Raw genomic sequence first — 17,112 nt, forward strand, 5'->3', positions numbered from 1 at the left:
GGGGCGCGCCCCAGACGCTGGACCAGATCGCCGTCGTTCAGGGCGTGACCCGGGAACGGGTGCGCCAGATCGAGAAGCGCGCGCTGGCCCTGCTGAAGGTGCCGTGCCTGGAACAGTACCTGCGCGATTGACCGCCTCCGGGCGGGGGCCTGCCCGGCTGACGCAGCGGCCGACGCGACTCGGGGAGTCACGTCAGCCGTTGGGTCACTCCCCCCTGTTCATCCATGGCGCCCCGTGGTTCGGGTCGAAGGCGATCAGTGACCCTGCCCAGCGGGGCCTCGATCGGCATTAGGCGCCAGGTCGCGGTTAGCGCGAAAATGGGCTCATGCCCTCCGTAAGCGCTGCACCCAGGTCTCTGCCCGCATCCGTTCGAATCGGAGAGGGCCGCGGTGGCCTCACCGTGGTGAGAGTGGTCGGTCCCGCCGGCTCCGCCGAGATCTACCTGCACGGTGCGCACGTCACCGAATTCACTCCGGCCGGCGGCCGGCCGGTGCTCTTTCTAAGCGACCTGAGCCGGTTCGAGGCCACCGCCGCGATTCGCGGCGGCGTGCCGATCTGCTTCCCCTGGTTTGGTGCGAACGCGCTCGACCCGGCCGCGCCGTCGCACGGTTTCGCCCGCCTGATCGAGTGGGAGCTCGTGAACGCCCACGAAGCCGACGACGACGTCGTGCTCACCTTCAGCCTCACCGACACTCCCGCCACACGCATCTCGGCTTGGCCGCACCGCTTCGAGGCCCGCTACACGGTCACCGTCGGCGCCCGCCTGACCCTCGTCCTCCGGGTGACCAACCGGGAGCCGGATGCGATCAGCTACGAAGAAGCGCTGCACACCTATCTGCGAGTGAGCGATGTGCGCAGCACGACGGTCGCGGGGCTGCAGGGCACCGCATTCCTGAACCAGCTGACCGCACTGACCGAGCCCGCGGAGAACACCCCCCTGGGCTTCGGCACCGAGACGGACCGCCTCTATCTGGGCAGCCGCGGCAGCGCCACCGTCGCCGACCCCGACGGCCGCACCGTCACGATCGGATCCGACGGATCCGAAAGCACCGTGGTCTGGAACCCCTGGGCCGACAAGTCCGCCCGGATGAGCGACTTCGGCGACGACGAGTGGCCCGGCATGGTCTGCGTGGAAACCGCGAACGTGCGCCGGGACCAGGTACGTCTGGAAGCCGGCCAGAGCCACACGACGACCGTCGTGTTCGCGGTTTCGGACTGAGCACCGGCCTTCGGGACTGTCCCGCAAAAACTTTCTTTCGGCGCTAGCGTGACGAAATCCGTTCGACCCACGTCATACTAGTGTCGCCCGGCTCGTGCCACGCGCCGCGACAGATTGGAGTACGCCATCGCTGAACAGACGTCCTCCGCACCACCAGCCGTCCCCCCAACCGGACCAGGGATGACTGTCATCGCCGATGGCGTCGTCGCGAAGGTAGCCGGTATCTCCGCACGCGAGGTGCCGGGCGTCTACGCGCTCGGCGGGAGCGCGGCCCGAGCTCTCGGCGCAATCCGGGAAGCCCTCAGCGGCGCCGACCTCTCCACCGGGGTGAGCGTCACCACCGAGGGCGCCGCGGCCTCCGTCGCGATCTCCATCGTCGTCGAGTACCCGCACGAACTGCAGAAGGTCGCGGGCGCAGTGCGCAACGCGGTCGAGACGGCGATCGAGACAATCGTCGGCATGCAGGTCACCGCGGTCGATGTGACCGTCAAGGACGTGCACCAGACGTCAGATGACACGGACGCGGACGTCGACGAGGTAGACACCCCGGACTAGCCCGGCTTTTTTCTCCAGTTCACCAACACTTACCCTTACCAGTTCGCAAACAACAGAAAGATGCAGGGACAAATTATGGGCTTCATCGGATTCCTTATTCTCGGACTCATCGCCGGCGCGATCGCCAAGGCAATCCTGCCCGGCAACCAGGGCGGCGGCTGGGTCATCACCCTCATCCTCGGCGTGCTCGGCGCGTTCCTCGGTGGTTTCCTCGGCTCGGTCATCTTCGGCACCGGTCTCGAGAACTTCTTCGACATCTCGACCTGGCTTCTCGCCATCGCCGGCTCCGTCATTGTTCTCGTGATCTACGGCGCTCTCACGGGGCGTCGTCGCCGGGCCTAAGTCACGGCAGCGCGACAAGCGCGAACGAGCGGGCGCACTATTGGGGGGTGCGCCGGTTTTTCCGTGCTTTTTTTTGTTGATTTGTGCCTGCTGACGTCCGATTGCCGGCATTCTGCGTGCCGGTGGTGTCAGTCGCCCGCGACGTCGTGCAGGTGGTGCACCGGATCGTGCACGAAATATTGCCCCATCGTGGTGACGGTGAACCGGGCACCGTCGCTGCGGCGACCGGTTCGACCCTGGTCTGCGGGCCCAACGGCTGCGAAGGAGGCGGCGACGGACGCCGCGGCCTCGGCGAGTTCGCGGGCCACGACCGCCGGCTCCTGCTCGTTGTAGCGCTCCAGCACCGCGGTGGCGTCCTGGTCCCAGTTCGGGAAAGCCGGGTCGTCCTCGGCGAGCATGAGGGTGAGACGCTCGTCGAAGATGCGGAACACGTCGCGAACATGGGCCGCGTACTCCAGGGCAGACCAAGTCTGCTCGTCGGGGCGCGACGCGACATCCATTCGCTGCAGCACCGGCTGCCAGCGGGCCGCGTTCTCGCGCACCAGCCGCGGAATGTGCGCGAAATCGACGTCGGCGGCGGAGAAACCGCACTCCGGGCAGGGGCGCTCCAGCACCCAGGTCCAATCTTTTGTATCCGCGCTGATTCCCATCCGGTGATCCTATCCGGTGGTCACGGCTACGCACCGGTGTCCGGCCAAACCGAACCGTCGTTGATTCCGAACAATAGGCGAGCACGGATGCACCGTGACATCTACTGGAGGTCTTCTCATGCGTACATCCCCCAACCGCATCATTGCCACTGTTTTCGGTGCCGTCTACGTTCTGGTCGGCCTGCTCGGTTTCTTCGTGACCGGCGGCGTCGACTTCTTCGCCACCGATGGCGGCCTGCTTCTCGGCATCTTCGCGGTCAACCCTCTGCACAACACGGCCCACCTCCTGATCGGCGCAGCACTGTTGATCGCCGGCCTAACCACGCCCCCCGCCGCAAAGGCCGTCAACACCACGGTCGGTGCGGTGTACCTGCTCCTCGGAATTGTCGGTTTCTTCATCGCCGACACCGCGCTCAACATCCTCGCCCTCAACACGGCCGACCACTTCCTGCATCTGACCAGCGCCATCGTGCTGCTTGGAGCCGGCCTCGCAGCCGACAAGACCGTACCGCGCACGGTCACCGTCTAGCCCACGCACGCCACCCACACCGCGGACAGGAATCCCATGACGCAGATCACGCGCCTCTGGATCGCTTTCGCCGCCCTCGGGGCAGGGATTATTCACTTGGCCGTGGGCGCCGGCGCTCCAGCCCTGCTCGCCGTCACCTTCGTCGGGCTCGGCGTCGCCGAGCTCTGCTGGGGTGTGGCGTCGCTCGTGCGAGGAAGGCATCTTTGGCCGAACCAGGCCCTCGTCGCCGCCCTTCTCCCGGGCGTCGTTTGGGCTGCAATTGTGGCGCTCCGCAGCACCTCGGCGGTGCCGGCCGACGCCACAGTGCTGCCGGTCTTCCCAATGACCATCGCCACCCTGTTCGGCGTGTTCGTGGCCGTCTCCCTTGCCCTCACCCGGCGGCGTGCCAGATGCCGGGCGGCGGCATCCGACACCCCTGCCGGGGTGACCGGGGCGACCGAACCCGCACCGCAGGGCTGGCGTTTCCTGGCCGCGCTGACGCTCGGCGGCCTGCTGGTTTCCGGCCTGACCACTCCGGCCCTGGCCGCGACGGATGCCGGCACTCAGGCGGTTCCGCACGGGTCCCACGGTCACTCGGGCCCCGCCGTTCTGCCCGGCGCACCGCACTCCCACCACTGACCGGCTGCGGGCCGAAGATAATTCCCGGCTCTCGCTGGGCCCGGCAGCCCTTCTAGTCCGGCTGCTGCGATGCGCAGACGGCGACAGCCCGGATTTCGCCGGCGACCTGGGTTTCGGTCCAGGGCAGGTTCAGCTGGGGTGCCGGCATCTCTCCGGACGCGGGCGCAGCGCCGGCGACCGCGGCAAGTCGGCGGGCGACCGCCTCGGCGAATCCGCGGCCGGAGGTCGAATTATTGAAGGCGACCACTACCGTGAGTCCGCTGACCGGGTCGGCCATCGCCGCCGAAATGAAACCGGGGATCTCCCCGGACTGACCGAGCAGCGGGCCGAACCGCTCGACCCCGAGGCCGTGTTGATGCCAGGAGAGGGCTCCGGCACCCGGCAGAACCGGCGCCCACTGCGCATCCGTCGATGTTTTCGACAGGAGGGTCCCCGCGGCCAGCGCCTGCGCCCAGATCCTCAGGTCGTCGAGGTTCGAGACCGCCCCCGCCGCCACTCCGCCCACCGAGGGCGACAGCTGCGTCACGTCGAGCACGCTGCCACAGCGGGCCCTGCCGACCGGATCAAGGGCCGCGGCATAGCCGCGGGGACTCGGCCCCGGGATCGCAAGCTCGCCCGGCGATGGCAGGCTGGTGTTCGTCATGCCCAGCGGTTCGAACACGTAGTGCCGGTAGAGCCACGGCCAGTCGCGTCGGGTTGCCTGCTGCAGGGCGAGACCGAGCAGCACGACCCCGGTATCCGACGCGGACCAGGTTCCGCCGGGCAGCGCCACCCGAGGTGCGCCCGTGCCGCTCGCGATGACTTCACGCGTCGACCATTTGCGACTGGGGTTGTCCATAATCTGCGGAGCCATCAGGGAGGCGTGATCGGCCAGGCCGGACGTGTTGCGGCAAAGCTGCCCGAGGGTGATTTTGTCCAGCCCCACCACCCGGGGCACGTAGTCGGACACCGGATCCTCCAAGCGCACCTGCCCCTCCTCGACGAGCCGGAGCAGCACCGTGCAGGTCAGCGCCGTCGTGTTGGTGCCGATCCGGAATCGCATCTCCGGGGTGAGGGCACCCGGTGTCGTCCTCGAGACGGACCCGGGCGACGCGACCCAGGTGCCGGCCCACGGCGCCCAGACACCGGCAATGGCCCCCGAGGAACCGGACAGTGTCTTCGCCTCGGCGAGCACGTCATCCAGCCGGGACGTGACCTCGGACGAGAACGGGGCCGCCGCCTGCGCGCGGGCTTCCGGGGACGCATCCGTCGCCGCGGTACACGCCGTCAGCACGAGGGCGGCACTCACGACGAGAGCCGGCACGCGGTGGTGGCGTGTGCGGGGGCTCGCGTGACGAGGTGCGTGGCCGGCTGGTGCACGGCCGGCTGCGGCCTGGCTGATCGGTGCCTGTTCGAGCTTCATCGCCTGACCCCCGTCGCGTCGCGGCCCACACAGGGGCGCCCCTGCACGACGGAGTGTACCCACGCCGCCGTCCGGCCGCACCGTATTGCTGCCGGCGGCCCCCCGGCTCTCGCTCTGGCCCCTACTGCCGCTCCCGTCCCTAACGAATTCGACGGAGATTTTGGGCTAGAGACTCAGTTTTGGGCTGTTCTGCACCGTTTTCGGCAAAATCTCCGTCGAATTGGTTCGGGGCAGCGGCGGGAGAGGCAGCCACGAGAAGGGCAGCCACGGCGGTAACCACGGGGCTAGTCGGCGGGAATGACCGGGTAGGGGGTCTCGGCAGGGCGCGGGCCGCGCATGAACCGCTGCACGTTCTCGTCCACGATCATGTCGCTCGGGCGCAGCGGACGGGTCAGATAAAGGCCATCCAGGCTGGTCAGCCGGCTGAGGGCCACGTAGGTCTGGCCGGGGCTGAACACGCGTGCGCCGAGGTCGACGACCGCGCGTTCATAGGTGGCGCCCTGCGATTTGTGGATGGTGACCGCCCACGCCAGCCGCAAGGGGAACTGCGTGAACTCGGCTACGACGTCTTTGCGCAGCTTCTTCGTGGTCGGGTTGTAGGTGTACTTGAACTTCTCCCACACCGCCGGTTCGACCTCGTGCGTTTCGCCGTCGATGTCCACGTACACCGTCGAATCGACCCGAGTGACGGTGCCGATGCTGCCATTCACCCAGCGTGGGCCGCCGTCCTGGTTGGAGTCGTTGCGCAGAAACATGACCTGCGCCCCGACCTTCAGCTCGAGCACCTCGTCGGCGGGGAATGTGCGCCCACCGAAGTCGCCGGTGACGTCGGCCTTGGCGGTCAGCGCCTTGCCGGGGAGGCGCTTGAGAGCGGATGCGTTGATCCGGTTCACGGAATCGTTGCGGGTGGCCAGCGTGATCACTCCCTCCCTCGGCGGGGTGCGGGCGCCCGCGGCGTTGAGCGCGCCGCCGATCTCGGCCGTGACCCGCCCGTGCCGCACCGCGTTGAGCATGTGTTTGAAGTCGGCGTCGCGCTGCCGGTGCACCTCGGTGAGCTCGAAGATGCGCAGGTCGGCGCCCTGCCAGACCTTCGCGTCGAAGAACCACATCGACCGGTAGGTGTCCGCGAAGTAGGCACGCTCGTCGGAATCCCCCGGCACCGGGGCCAGCTGGTACGGGTCGCCGAAGAGCACGATCTGCGCACCGCCGAACGTGTCGTTCGGCCGTTGCCGCGCCTGACGCAGGCTGCGGTCGATCGCATCCATCAGGTCAGCGTTGACCATCGACACCTCGTCGATGACGACCGTGTCGATCGTGTTAAGCAGTTTGCGTACCTGGTCGGACTGGTCGATCGCGTTGTCGGCGATCACGCCGATCGGCAGGCGGAACAGGGAGTGGATGGTCTGGCCGCCCACGTTCAAGGCCGCCACCCCGGTGGGCGCGGCAATCACGATCTGCTTGCTTGTGTTCCAGGCGAGGTGATTGAGCAGCGTCGACTTGCCGGTGCCGGCGCGCCCGGTCACGAACACGTTCTGCCGGGTTCCCTCGATGGCCTCGAACACTTCGGCCTGCTCGCGCGACAGCGGAATCTCAGACACGGGGGCGCTTTCGATGGGGTACGGACGGGACATACCACTGTATCCGGCCCGGCTGCACGAGTCGGCCCCGGTCTTCGCATTGGTGGAGAACCGGCCCCGTAGGATGTGGGGGTGAGCAACCGGGACGGCAGGCGCCGGCGTAACGAGCGGCGCGCCATCGTGGCCGTAGTCATCGTTGCCGCCCTCCTCGGCGCAGGCCTGGTCGCGACGATCGGGTCGCTCAACCGCGACCTCTACAGCGCCGGCAGCTTCGTGGGGCAGTATCTCGACGCCCTGGCCCGCAAAGACACCGCCAGTGCGCTGATGCTTCCCGGGGTCAGACCCACGGCTGCGGAGCTCGAAGCGGCCGCGCTGCCGAAGGACCTGCCGGACACCCTGCTGCGGAACTCCGTGCTGGGAGAACTCACAGACATCCGTCTGACCGCTGACGACGAGTCGGCCGATGGACGGCACACGGTCGACTACGAGTTCCGGCTGAACGGCACACCCGCGGCGATGACCTTCCAGGTGGAGAGCGCCGGCACGTTCTTCGGCGTTTTCGACAGCTGGCGCTTCACGACCAGCCCGCTGGCTGTGCTGCGCGTGAACGTGCTGCACCAGGCCACGTTCTCGGTGAACAGCCTGACCCTCGACACGCGTGCGCACGCCGCCGATGGCGCGCCGGAAGCGTTCTCGAACCAGGCGGCCTACCTGGCCTTCGCACCTGCCCTCTACTCGTTCGAGCACACCTCCACCCTGCTCGACGCGGCCTCGCAGACGGTGCCGGTCGTCGCGTCCGGGGTGACGGATGTCACGGTCGACGCCCAGCCCAACGCCCAATTCATCGGTCAGGTCCAGGCCGAGCTGGACCGTTTCCTCGACGATTGCACCACGCAACAGGTGTTGCAGCCCACGAACTGCCCATTCGGCATCGAGATCAACGACCGGGTGCGTGACGACCCGATCTGGTCGATCGCCCAGTATCCCCCCGTCACCCTCGTGGCCGGCGACTCCACCTTCGAGATGCCCGACACCGAGGGGCAGGCGCACATCGTGGTGGAGGTGCAGTCGCTTTTCGACGGCGATGTCGAGGTGCGGGATGAGGACGTGTCCTTTGCGGTCGCGATCAGCGTGACCGTGAACCCGGACGGGTCGCTCGCCCTCCAGTTGCGCTGAGCGGCGGCTGCTGCCCTGCTGGGCGCTTCCCTGCTACTCCGAGCGGTCGTGCGCGGCGAGACGGGCCAGGCCTGCGTTGTACTGGATCAGTTCGGCGTCTCCCGTGCGGGCGGCGTTTCGGTCCTTGCGGCGGGTTTCCTTCTCGTCGCTGCGGCTCCATTGGATGGCCACCGCAATGGCCAGGGCGATCGTCGGGATCTCGCCGACGCTCCAGGCGATGCCACCGCCCATCTGCTGGTCCTCGATGCCGCTGAGCCCCCAATCGCGCCCCATGGCCCCGTACCAGTCGGCGAGGAGCAGCCCGGTGCCCGTCATCATGGTGACACCGAAGAAGGCGTGGAAGGCCATCGTGCCGAGAAGAAGCAGCAGGCGGCCGGCGTAGGGCAGGCGGTAGGGCACCGGGTCGATGCCGATCAGCGACTGCACGAACAGGTAGCCGGTGATCAGAAAGTGCACGATCATCCACTCGTGGCCGATGTGGTCGGTCGTCGCCCAGCTGAATAGCGAGGAGTAATAGAACACCCAGAGTGAACCGGCGAAGAGCACGGCTGCGACCAGCGGATTGGCCAGGAACCCCGCGTACGTCGAGTGCACGGCCAACAGGATCCACTCGCGGGCGCCGCGGCTGCCGTCCTGCCGCTTGCGGATGGCCCGGGCGGCGAGGGTGACCGGCGCCCCGGGCACCAGAAAGACGGGCACGAGCATGGTCAGCGCCATGTGCATGAGCATGTGGGAGGAGAAGAGGTACTTCGCGTAGAGGTTTGCGCCGCCGTTGGTGATGTAGAACAGGATCAGCATGCCGGTCACCCAGAGCACGGTGCGGAACACGGGCCACTTATCGCCGCGGCGGGCCAGGCGGCGCACCCCGGCCACGTAGAAGAAGATGCCGAATGCGCAGAACAGCACCCAGGCCAGGTCGAAATTCCACTCGGTGAAGTAGCGGCTGAAAGTGAGCGGCGGCGGCAGGAGCTCGCCGGTCAGGATTTGGGCGGGCGTCGAGGTGGGGATCTCGGTCGCCGTGATCTGCTCGACCGGCGTCGCGGTCTTGGCGAGGGCGGCGGCGGCCCCGGAGGCGAGCCCCATGAACGCCAGTTCCGTGACGATGAGCCACCAGAACCAGACGCTCCGGTGGGGTGCGGGAGTATGGGGGTCTGCGGGGGCGCTCCGCAGCATCCGCCCGATCACGTACCGGCGCTGCAGCACGCCGAACGCGCCCAGCACGGTGAGGGCGAAGACCTTGACCAGAACGAGGATGCCATAGGGCGAGAGCAGCCGGTCCCAGGCGCCCAACCGCAGTTCGGCGCCGACGTAGCCGGACGCAGCGACGACGATGAAGGAAACGAGGGCGAGCGAGGAGTAGCGCGCGATGACCGGATCGAGGCGGCCGCCGGCCAACTGCTTGCGCAGCACGATGATGGTCAGCAGCCCGCCCAGCCAGACCGCGGCGAAGACCAGGTGCAGACCCAGGGCGGTGATGGCCACGTCGTGCCCCTCAGCGCCGGCCGCGTGCCCCTGTAATGCAATCGGCACCAGGGCACCCACGGCGAGGACCGTGACGAAGACGAGCCCGGTCAGTGAACGCACCGCGAAACACAGGACGGTGACGAAGGCCGCGATCAGGGTGGTGATCAGCCAGGCATGGCCGATCTCGATGTCACTGAAGAACTGTCCGGCGGTGGCGCTGAATCGGTCATCGAAGCTGAGCGGAATGGTCGTCACCTGCAGGAAGGTGAAGAAGCCGGTGAGGGCGGATGCCACGGTGAAGACGGCGGCGGACCCGGCAGCGAAATCGAGGGCCGCGTTGTATTCGGGTTCCCGAGGGCTCAGGGCGAACAGGGTGAGCACGAGGGCGCCGATGGTGCCGGCGGCGCCGAGGTTGACGAGGAGCTTGGCCAACGGGAGACCCCACCGCACGACTGGTCCCGGATCGGACAGCAGCTGCGCCGAAGCGCCGCCGCCGTAGGCTAGCGCGGCGAGCGTCGCCAGCGTCGCGACCAGCAGGAGCACTGCCGGACCGGATATACGCACGAGACGAGGCACTGACTCAGCCTAACCGTGCCCGGTGGACGCACGCTGCACGAGGCTCGCTGACATGTGACGTCATAGACGAAAGCAGGGCGCCGACCGAAGCCGACGCCCTGCTTGCTTGGTTCGAGACCTACTTGGCGGCAGCCTTGAGCTTGCTACCAGCGGTCAGCTTGACGCGGTGGCCCGCGGCGATGGCGATCTCTTCGCCGGTCTGCGGGTTGCGGCCGGTGCGCGCTGCGGTAGCGGTGCGCTCGACTCCGAGCCAGCCCGGGATCGTGACCTTGCCGTCGTTCGCGACGGTGTCAGCGAGAGTTGCAAAGAAAGCGTTCAGAACGCTGTCGACGGCAGCCTGGCTCTGGCCAGAGTCTGCGGCAACCTTGGCAACGAGCTCGGTCTTGTTCAGCGACTTGTCAGCCATTGAGTGTCCTCCTCGGACCTTTGTCTGTAAAAACAGGGATTCACGTATTGCGGGCGACGCTCCGAGGAGCGACTCCGTTTGGCCGGTTGGACCGGGTTGAATCTAGCAGACAACCGCGGAATTCCGCGGATTTGCGGCGTTTCCAGCCGGTTTGGCTGCCGCAACGGCTTCATTTTCGCTGTGGGCGAAAAAAAGAGGATGCCGACCGAAGTCGACATCCTCTCGTTTCAGAACCGAGGTTCCGAATGATCGGCTAAGCGGCCTGGTGCGGTGTTACCAGCTGGACTTGGTGATGCCGGGCAGTTCGCCGCGGTGAGCCATGTCGCGGAAACGCACGCGCGAGATTCCAAATTTGCTGAGGTGTCCACGAGGACGACCGTCGACCGCGTCGCGGTTGCGCAGGCGAACCGGTGACGCGTTGCGGGGAAGCTTCTGCAGGCCGAGGCGAGCAGCTTCACGGGACTCATCGGTGCCGGCCGGGTTGACGAGGGCCTTCTTGAGCTCAAGGCGCTTCGCGGCGTAGCGCTCGACGATAACCTTGCGCTGGTTGTTCTTGGCAATCATGCTCTTCTTCGCCATTTTTAGCGCTCCTCACGGAAGTCAACGTGCTTGCGCACTACGGGGTCGTACTTCTTGAGTACGAGACGGTCGGGGTCGTTGCGACGGTTCTTCTTGGTCACGTAGGTGTAACCGGTGCCGGCCGTCGAACGGAGCTTGATGATCGGGCGGACGTCATGCTGCTTGGCCATTAGATTTTCTCCCCACGGGCGAGAAGGTCCTTGACGACCGATTCAATGCCACGAGCGTCGATCACCTTGATGCCCTTGACGGACAGGGTCAGCGTGACGTTGCGGCGAAGCGAGGGTACGTAGTACTTCTTGGTCTGAACGTTCGGGTCGAAGCGACGCTTGGTGCGTCGGTGCGAGTGCGAAATGTTGTGTCCGAAGCCGGGAACGGCTCCGGTCACCTGGCAAGTAGCTGCCATGGTTCTCCTCCAATACCGAAGGGCGAATGCCCTTCCCAAGATCTCTTGTCGGCTGGCACGGCGACACCCCCGCGAAGCGGAAGCGAGCGAACCAGCAGTGCACGCACAGATATGCGCAGCAGCGTCTTAGACTACGCGCTCGGCTCCCCCGGTGCAAACCCGCTAGGCCACGGATGCGGCGGAGCAGGCCGCGCAGAGACCGAAGACGTCGACCACGTGCGCGGCCTGGCTGAAGCCGTGCTCGGCGGCCACGTTCTTGGCCCAGTTCTCCACGGCGTCCGCTTCGATCTCGACGGTGAGTCCGCAGTTGCGGCAGATCAGGTGGTGGTGGTGGTCGGTCGTGCTGCAGGCGCGGTAGAGGGCCTCACCGTCGGGCGACTGCAGCGAGTCGGCCTCGCCCTCGCCGGCCAAGTCGGCCAGGGCCCGGTACACCGTGGCCAGGCCGATGGGCGAACCGGTGGCGTGCAGGCTGGCGTGCAGACCCTGGGCGCTGACGAATCCCTCGGCGTCGCTGAGCGCGGTGCGCACGGCCTCGCGCTGCCAGGTGTTTCGCTTCATGCTTTCAACCGTAGCCGCGCCCGGACCAGCCGGCGACCGCCCAGGGCCAGCAGGAAGAAGACGGCCGCGGTGAGGGCGATCGCCGGCCCGGCGGCCACGTCGATCGCCCGGGACAGGAGCACTCCGACCAGGCCGGCGGCCGCGCCCAGCACCGGCGCGAGAACCAGGATCTGGGTGGCGGTGCGCGTGACCAGGCGCGCGGCGGCGGCCGGGGCCGCGATCAGCGCGATCGCGAGGATCGCCCCGACGGCCGGCATTGCGGTGACCACCGTGGCGGTGATCAGGGCGAGGGTGAGCAGCTCGATCGGCCATTCCCGGAATCCGGCGGCGCGGAATCCGCTCGGGTCGAAGGTGGAGAACAGGATCTCCTTGCCCAGCAGCACCATCACGGCCACGGCCACCCCGAGCACGCCGACGGCCAGCCAGACGTCACCGGTCGTGACGGTGAGGATCGACCCGACCAGGTAGGAGTCGACCTGCACCGGCAGCGACGGGTTGAGGGCCTGTAGAAGCACGCCGAGCGCGAAGCCCGCGGTGAGCATGATACCGGACGCCACCTGGGTGCCCTGCCGCTTCACCCGGCCGATCAAGGTCATGATGCCGACGATGAGGATGCTCGCCAGGGCCGCCCCGAGTGGGATGCTCACGCCGACGATTGTGGCGGTCACGGCGCCCGGAAAGGTGGCGTGGGTGAGGGCCTGGGCGAAGAAAGTGCGGCGGCGCAGTACGACGAGGGATCCGACCAGCCCGCAGAGGGCGCCGATCACGGCGGCCGCGAGGAGTGCCTTCTCGAAGTAGCCCATCACGTCACCGGCTGTTCGTGCGGCGGCGGGGTCTGCTGCGGCCGCAGACGGGGCGAACCCAGCCGCCGAAGTCCGTCGATGGACAGGCGCAACAGCAGCACCACGGCGTAGCCGGCGACCAGCACCAGCACCACGGTCGCGCCGCTGGGCAGGTCGAGACCGGCCTGCACGGATGCCTGGAAACCGAGCACGAGTCCAAGCCAGGCACCGAGGGCCGCGAAACAGGCCGCGATTGGGAACAGCAGCCAGAGCCGGTCAGTGATGAGCCGGGCCACGGCGCCGGGCACGATCAACACGGCCAGCACGAGGAGGTTGCCGACGGCGCTGGAGGCCGCGACGACCACGAGGGCGATCGCCACGTTGAGCACGAGGTCGAGCGCGAGCGTGCGGTAGCCGGCCGCGGCGAAGCCGACCCGGTCGAAGGCGCGGAACACCTCCTCCTTGAGCGTGAGCCCGATCAGGACCAGCGCCACGAGGCAGATGGCAACGGTCTGCACGACCTCATTCGGGCTGACCGTGAGGAGGCGGCCGAAGAGAAGCTGCTCCAACTGGCCGACGTAGTTCGTCTCGCGGGAGACCAGGATGATGCCCACGCTGAACATGGCGGTGAAGACGATGGCGATCGCGGCATCCGAGGACACGGACTGACGCACGATCAGAGTGAGGATGACCGCCGCGAACAGGGCGGTGACCATCGCGCCGGCGAACAGCCCCTCGCGCCCACCCCAGACGAAGCCGATCGCGATGCCGGGGAAGACCGCGTGGGTGAGACCGTCGCTGATGAACTCGAGGCCCCGCAGGTTGACCAGCACCCCGACGACGCCGGCCACCAGGCTGAGCGCACCCAGCACGAAGAGGGCCCGGGTCATGAACGGCAGGGCAAAGGCGTCGATCAGCGGGCTGAGGAAGTCCATCTCAGTGACCGGTGTGCCCGGGCACAACTACGGTGTGCTCGTCGATCTCCACGCCGACCTCCCGGAACGTGCGCTGCACGTTCTCCAGGATCAGCACCGACTCGCGCGGCCCGAACGCCACCTGGGTGCCATTGAGCAGCAACACCTGTTCGCAGACCTCGCGGGCGAGCTGGAGGTCGTGGGTGGAGACGACCACGGCCACCCCCTCCTCCTTCAAACGCTTGACGGTGCCCACGAGCGCGTCCCGATTCTGCTGGTCGAGGCCGTTGAACGGCTCGTCGAGTAGCAGCAGGCGGGGCCCCGCGGCCACGGCCCGCGCGAGCAGTCCGCGCTGCTGCTGGCCGCCGGAGAGTTCCCCGAAACGGGTTTTCGCGCGGTGCGCGAGGCCCACCGCGTCGAGTGCACGGGCCACGGCCTGACGGTCGCGCTTACCGGGCAGGCGCAGCCAGCCTAGCGAGCGGTAGCGGCCCATCATGACGACCTGCTCGAGCGTGACCGGGAACTGCTGGTCGATCTCGTCGGCCTGCGGCACGTAGCCGATGGATCCGGCCGGGGCCGCTGCCGCCCCCAGCACCTCGACGGTACCGCTCACGCGCTGGATCAGACCGAGGATGCCCTTGAGCAGCGTGGACTTGCCGGACCCGTTGGGCCCGATCAGCGCCACGGCCTCGCCGGCGTGCACCTCGAAGTCGATGTCGGCCAGGGCCGGGCTCTGGCCGTAGGAAAAGGAGGCGCCCGCCACCTTGAGCGCGACAGGCGCGCTCGGCCGTACTTGAGAAGGGTTCTCGATCACTGACTAACTATCGCAGGTCTGCGGGCACCGCGGTGGGCTCGACTCCCCAGGATTCGAGGATCAGGCCGACGTTGTGCAGCTGCGAACTGATGTAGGTGGCGCCGTCACTGTGCCGCGCACCGAGGGAGTCGCTGTAGAGCGCGTCCTCCCCCGAGTACACGATGACGCCGGCCTCGCCGGCGATGGTGTCGGCGGCCTTCGGGCTGATCGAGGCCTCGGAGAAGACCGCCCTGACCCCGGTGGCCGTGATGGCGGCGACGAGTTCGTCGATCGCGGCGGCGCTGGGCTCGGCGTTGTCGTCGAAGCTCGGGATGATGGAGCCGACGTAGGTGATGCCGTAGGCCTCGGTGAAGTAGCCGAATGCGTCATGGTTGCTCACGAGCAGGCGCTGCTCGGCGGGCACGGCGTCGATGTTGGTACGGATCCAGTCGTCGAGCTCGGCCAGCCGGCCGGTGTAGGCGGTCGCGTTGGCCTCGAAGTCCGGGGCCAGGTCCGGCTGGGCATCACTGAGGCCCGAGGTGATGGTGACGGCCATGGTCTCGGCATTGGACACGTCGGTCCAGATGTGCGGGTTGCCGCCCTGGTGGGAATGGTCGGCGTCATCCGTCGCGGCCTTGTCGTCGGCGTGGTCCTCTTCGCCGACTGCGATGTCCAGGATCTCGATGCCCTCGTCGGAGTCGATCGTCACGCCGTCGAAGCCGCTGGCGCTGATTGCGTCGTCGAGCCACTCCTCGAGGCCGACCCCATTGATCACGAGCACATCGGCCTCACCGAGGGCCGTGAGGTCGGCCACGGACGGGTCATAGCTGTGCGCGCTCTGGTTGGGCTGGATGAGCTGGGTCACTACTACGCCCGCGGTGTCGCCGACGACGTTGCGGGTGAGGTCCGCCACCTGGGTGGTCGTCGCGACCACCTTGAGGTCGCCGGCGGCGGCGCCATCCGCCGAACCGCCGGTGGGAGTGCAGCCGGCCAGGGTCAGCGCGGCAACGGCGGCCAGGGCGGTGAAGACGAAACGATTGTTGATCACAGTGCCGACGGTACGCCTAATGATAATGATTGTCAAAAGCGATAAGGGCGGCCGTCGTGATCTCCCCCGGGACTTTACTCGAGCAGCAGCGCGGGCTCCTCGATGATGCTCGCGACATCCGCCAGGAAGCGGCTCGCGACATCCCCATCGACCACGCGATGGTCGAAGCTCGCGCCGATGGTCGTCACCTGACGCACCCGCACCTCGCCGTCGACGACCCACGGTTTGGGCTTGATCGTTCCGAGGGCCACGATGCCGGCCTCGCCGGAGTTGAGGATGGGCGTGCCGGTATCCATGCCGAAGACACCGATATTGGTGATCGTGATGGTGCCGTTCGACATCTCCGCCGGCGAGGTCTTGCCGTCCCGCGCGGTGAGCGTGAGCTTCTCGAGGGCGCGGGCCAGTTCAAGCAGGCTCATGTCCTGCGCTTCCTTCACATTGGGCACGATGAGCCCACGGGGGGTGGCCGCGGCGATGCCCAGGTTCACGTAGTGCTTGATCACGATTTCCTCGTCGGTGAAAACCGAGTTGACCGTGGGGTTGCGCCGCACCGCCCAGATCATGGCCTTGGCCATGATCAGCATCGGGGACACGCGCACGCCCGCGAAGTCGGTGGACGCCTTGAGCCGCTTGACGAACTCCATGGTGCGGGTGGCGTCCACGTCGACGAAGAGGCTCACGTGCGGTGCGGTGAAGGCGCTGGAGGCCATGGCCTGGGCGATGGCCTTGCGCACGCCTTTGACCGGGACGCGCTCCTCACGGTCGCTGGGCCATTCCGGCGTCTGGATGTTGCGGAACACGCTGGCCTGGGTGGCCTCCCGCAGCACGTCCTCGCGGGTGACGTCACCGACCGGGCCGGTCGCCTCGACGAGGGACAAGTCCACGCCGAGGTCTTTGGCCAGCTTGCGGATCGGCGGCTTGGCGACGACGGGGCCCGCGGATGCTGCGCGCGGCAGCTGCGGGAGCTGCGGGAGCTGCGGGGTGGCCGGGCGCGTGGGGTGCACGGGCGGCGGCGCGATCGACGCGTGGGCGACGGGGGTCACCCCGTGGCGCTTGCGCCGGGTCGGCATGGTCGCCGCGGCGCCGCGGCCGACCAGGACCGCGCCCTGCGTCTCGGCCGGCTCGTCCGTGATGGTGGAGCCGGCATCCGCTGCCGCGCTGGCNGTCTCGGCCGGCTCGTCCGTGATGGTGGAGCCGGCATCCGCTGCCGCGCTGGCCAGCTCACCCGCGCCGTTCGCGATCGCATCGCTCGGAGCAGACGCGACGGCGACGGTCTCGGCCACGATGGTGATGATGACCGTTCCGACGTCGACGGTCGTACCGGGTTTCACCAGGATCTCCCCGACCACGCCGACGTATGGCGACGGCAGCTCGACGAGCGACTTCGCGGTCTCGATCTCGACCAGCACCTGGTTGATCGACACGGTGTCGCCGGGCGCCACCTTCCACTCCACGATTTCGGCCTCGGTGAGACCCTCGCCGACGTCGGGCAGTGTGAATTTCGACACGCTCATCGAG

General features: G+C 67.8%; 20 protein-coding genes. 6 read left to right on the forward strand and 14 right to left on the reverse strand.

The window, feature by feature from the left end:
* Positions 1-325 precede the first annotated feature (325 nt).
* From E3O18_RS04105 to E3O18_RS04115, 3 genes are all read left to right on the forward strand, one after another.
* On the forward strand, positions 326-1,219 hold the full coding sequence (locus tag E3O18_RS04105; protein WP_134394789.1) for a D-hexose-6-phosphate mutarotase: 894 nt from the start codon (positions 326-328) through the stop codon (positions 1,217-1,219).
* A 180-nt stretch (positions 1,220-1,399) separates the two neighbouring features.
* Positions 1,400-1,774, forward strand: coding sequence for an Asp23/Gls24 family envelope stress response protein (locus E3O18_RS04110; RefSeq protein ID WP_134394790.1), 375 nt, complete (start codon positions 1,400-1,402; stop codon positions 1,772-1,774).
* Positions 1,775-1,849: 75 nt separating this feature from the next.
* The gene (locus tag E3O18_RS04115; protein ID WP_104099742.1) at positions 1,850-2,116 is read left to right on the forward strand and encodes a GlsB/YeaQ/YmgE family stress response membrane protein; all 267 of its coding nucleotides are present in this window, start codon (positions 1,850-1,852) and stop codon (positions 2,114-2,116) included.
* Positions 2,117-2,244: 128 nt separating this feature from the next.
* Here the strand turns inward: E3O18_RS04115 and E3O18_RS04120 are convergent, their stop codons facing one another.
* Positions 2,245-2,766, reverse strand: a complete 522-nt coding sequence (locus tag E3O18_RS04120; RefSeq protein ID WP_134394791.1) for a DinB family protein — start codon at positions 2,764-2,766, stop codon at positions 2,245-2,247.
* A 118-nt stretch (positions 2,767-2,884) separates the two neighbouring features.
* Here E3O18_RS04120 and E3O18_RS04125 point away from each other — a divergent pair, with 118 nt between their 5' ends.
* A complete protein-coding gene (locus E3O18_RS04125) occupies positions 2,885-3,295 on the forward strand; it encodes a DUF4383 domain-containing protein (RefSeq protein WP_134417576.1) in 411 nt (136 codons plus the stop codon).
* 36 nt (positions 3,296-3,331) lie between these two features.
* Positions 3,332-3,913 (forward strand): hypothetical protein, encoded by a 582-nt coding sequence (locus E3O18_RS04130; protein ID WP_134417578.1) that lies wholly within the window; start codon positions 3,332-3,334, stop codon positions 3,911-3,913.
* Between the two features lie 52 nt (positions 3,914-3,965).
* On the opposite strand, the gene E3O18_RS04135 is transcribed toward E3O18_RS04130, so the two are convergent.
* Both E3O18_RS04135 and E3O18_RS04140 read right to left on the reverse strand, forming a co-directional pair.
* Entirely contained in the window at positions 3,966-5,315 is a 1,350-nt protein-coding gene (locus E3O18_RS04135) for a serine hydrolase domain-containing protein (protein WP_134394794.1), read from the reverse strand.
* Positions 5,316-5,599: 284 nt separating this feature from the next.
* Complete coding sequence (locus E3O18_RS04140; RefSeq protein WP_134394795.1) at positions 5,600-6,913, reverse strand: AAA family ATPase; 1,314 nt, start codon at positions 6,911-6,913, stop codon at positions 5,600-5,602.
* Positions 6,914-7,024: 111 nt separating this feature from the next.
* Between E3O18_RS04140 and E3O18_RS04145 the strand changes: the two genes are divergently transcribed.
* A complete protein-coding gene (locus tag E3O18_RS04145) occupies positions 7,025-8,068 on the forward strand; it encodes a hypothetical protein (RefSeq protein WP_134394796.1) in 1,044 nt (347 codons plus the stop codon).
* Between the two features lie 33 nt (positions 8,069-8,101).
* Here E3O18_RS04145 and E3O18_RS04150 read toward each other — a convergent pair whose 3' ends face one another.
* The 11 genes from E3O18_RS04150 to E3O18_RS04200 all read right to left on the reverse strand — a co-directional run bounded on the left by E3O18_RS04150 (position 8,102) and on the right by E3O18_RS04200 (position 17,108).
* On the reverse strand, positions 8,102-10,108 hold the full coding sequence (locus E3O18_RS04150) for a cytochrome c oxidase assembly protein (protein WP_174722107.1): 2,007 nt from the start codon (positions 10,106-10,108) through the stop codon (positions 8,102-8,104).
* Positions 10,109-10,226: 118 nt separating this feature from the next.
* Positions 10,227-10,514, reverse strand: coding sequence for an HU family DNA-binding protein (locus tag E3O18_RS04155; RefSeq protein WP_104099750.1), 288 nt, complete (start codon positions 10,512-10,514; stop codon positions 10,227-10,229).
* Positions 10,515-10,787: 273 nt separating this feature from the next.
* Positions 10,788-11,093 carry a 30S ribosomal protein S14 gene (gene rpsN / locus E3O18_RS04160; protein WP_104099751.1) on the reverse strand — a complete coding sequence of 102 codons (306 nt, stop codon included), beginning with the start codon at positions 11,091-11,093 and terminating at the stop codon, positions 10,788-10,790.
* 2 nt (positions 11,094-11,095) lie between these two features.
* A complete protein-coding gene (rpmG, locus tag E3O18_RS04165) occupies positions 11,096-11,263 on the reverse strand; it encodes a 50S ribosomal protein L33 (RefSeq protein ID WP_104099752.1) in 168 nt (55 codons plus the stop codon).
* Entirely contained in the window at positions 11,263-11,499 is a 237-nt protein-coding gene (gene rpmB, locus E3O18_RS04170) for a 50S ribosomal protein L28 (RefSeq protein WP_104099753.1), read from the reverse strand. The genes rpmG and rpmB overlap by 1 nt, the downstream gene beginning before the upstream one ends.
* 162 nt (positions 11,500-11,661) lie before the next feature.
* Complete coding sequence (locus tag E3O18_RS04175) at positions 11,662-12,057, reverse strand: transcriptional repressor (protein ID WP_134394797.1); 396 nt, start codon at positions 12,055-12,057, stop codon at positions 11,662-11,664.
* Positions 12,054-12,860: a metal ABC transporter permease gene (locus tag E3O18_RS04180; protein WP_134417614.1), complete on the reverse strand. Its 807-nt coding sequence runs from the start codon at positions 12,858-12,860 to the stop codon at positions 12,054-12,056. The genes E3O18_RS04175 and E3O18_RS04180 overlap by 4 nt, the downstream gene beginning before the upstream one ends.
* A complete protein-coding gene (locus E3O18_RS04185; protein WP_134417580.1) occupies positions 12,860-13,774 on the reverse strand; it encodes a metal ABC transporter permease in 915 nt (304 codons plus the stop codon). Before E3O18_RS04185 ends, E3O18_RS04180 begins: the two co-directional genes overlap by 1 nt.
* 1 nt (position 13,775) lies before the next feature.
* Positions 13,776-14,567, reverse strand: a complete 792-nt coding sequence (locus tag E3O18_RS04190; protein WP_134394799.1) for a metal ABC transporter ATP-binding protein — start codon at positions 14,565-14,567, stop codon at positions 13,776-13,778.
* Positions 14,568-14,574: 7 nt separating this feature from the next.
* Positions 14,575-15,594 carry a metal ABC transporter substrate-binding protein gene (locus E3O18_RS04195; protein ID WP_134417582.1) on the reverse strand — a complete coding sequence of 340 codons (1,020 nt, stop codon included), beginning with the start codon at positions 15,592-15,594 and terminating at the stop codon, positions 14,575-14,577.
* 74 nt (positions 15,595-15,668) lie between these two features.
* Complete coding sequence (locus tag E3O18_RS04200) at positions 15,669-17,108, reverse strand: dihydrolipoamide acetyltransferase family protein (RefSeq protein ID WP_134417584.1); 1,440 nt, start codon at positions 17,106-17,108, stop codon at positions 15,669-15,671.
* Positions 17,109-17,112 lie beyond the last annotated feature (4 nt).

Source organism: Cryobacterium sp. TMT2-42-4, assembly GCF_004402645.1.
In the GTDB taxonomy this organism is placed as follows: domain Bacteria; phylum Actinomycetota; class Actinomycetes; order Actinomycetales; family Microbacteriaceae; genus Cryobacterium; species Cryobacterium sandaracinum.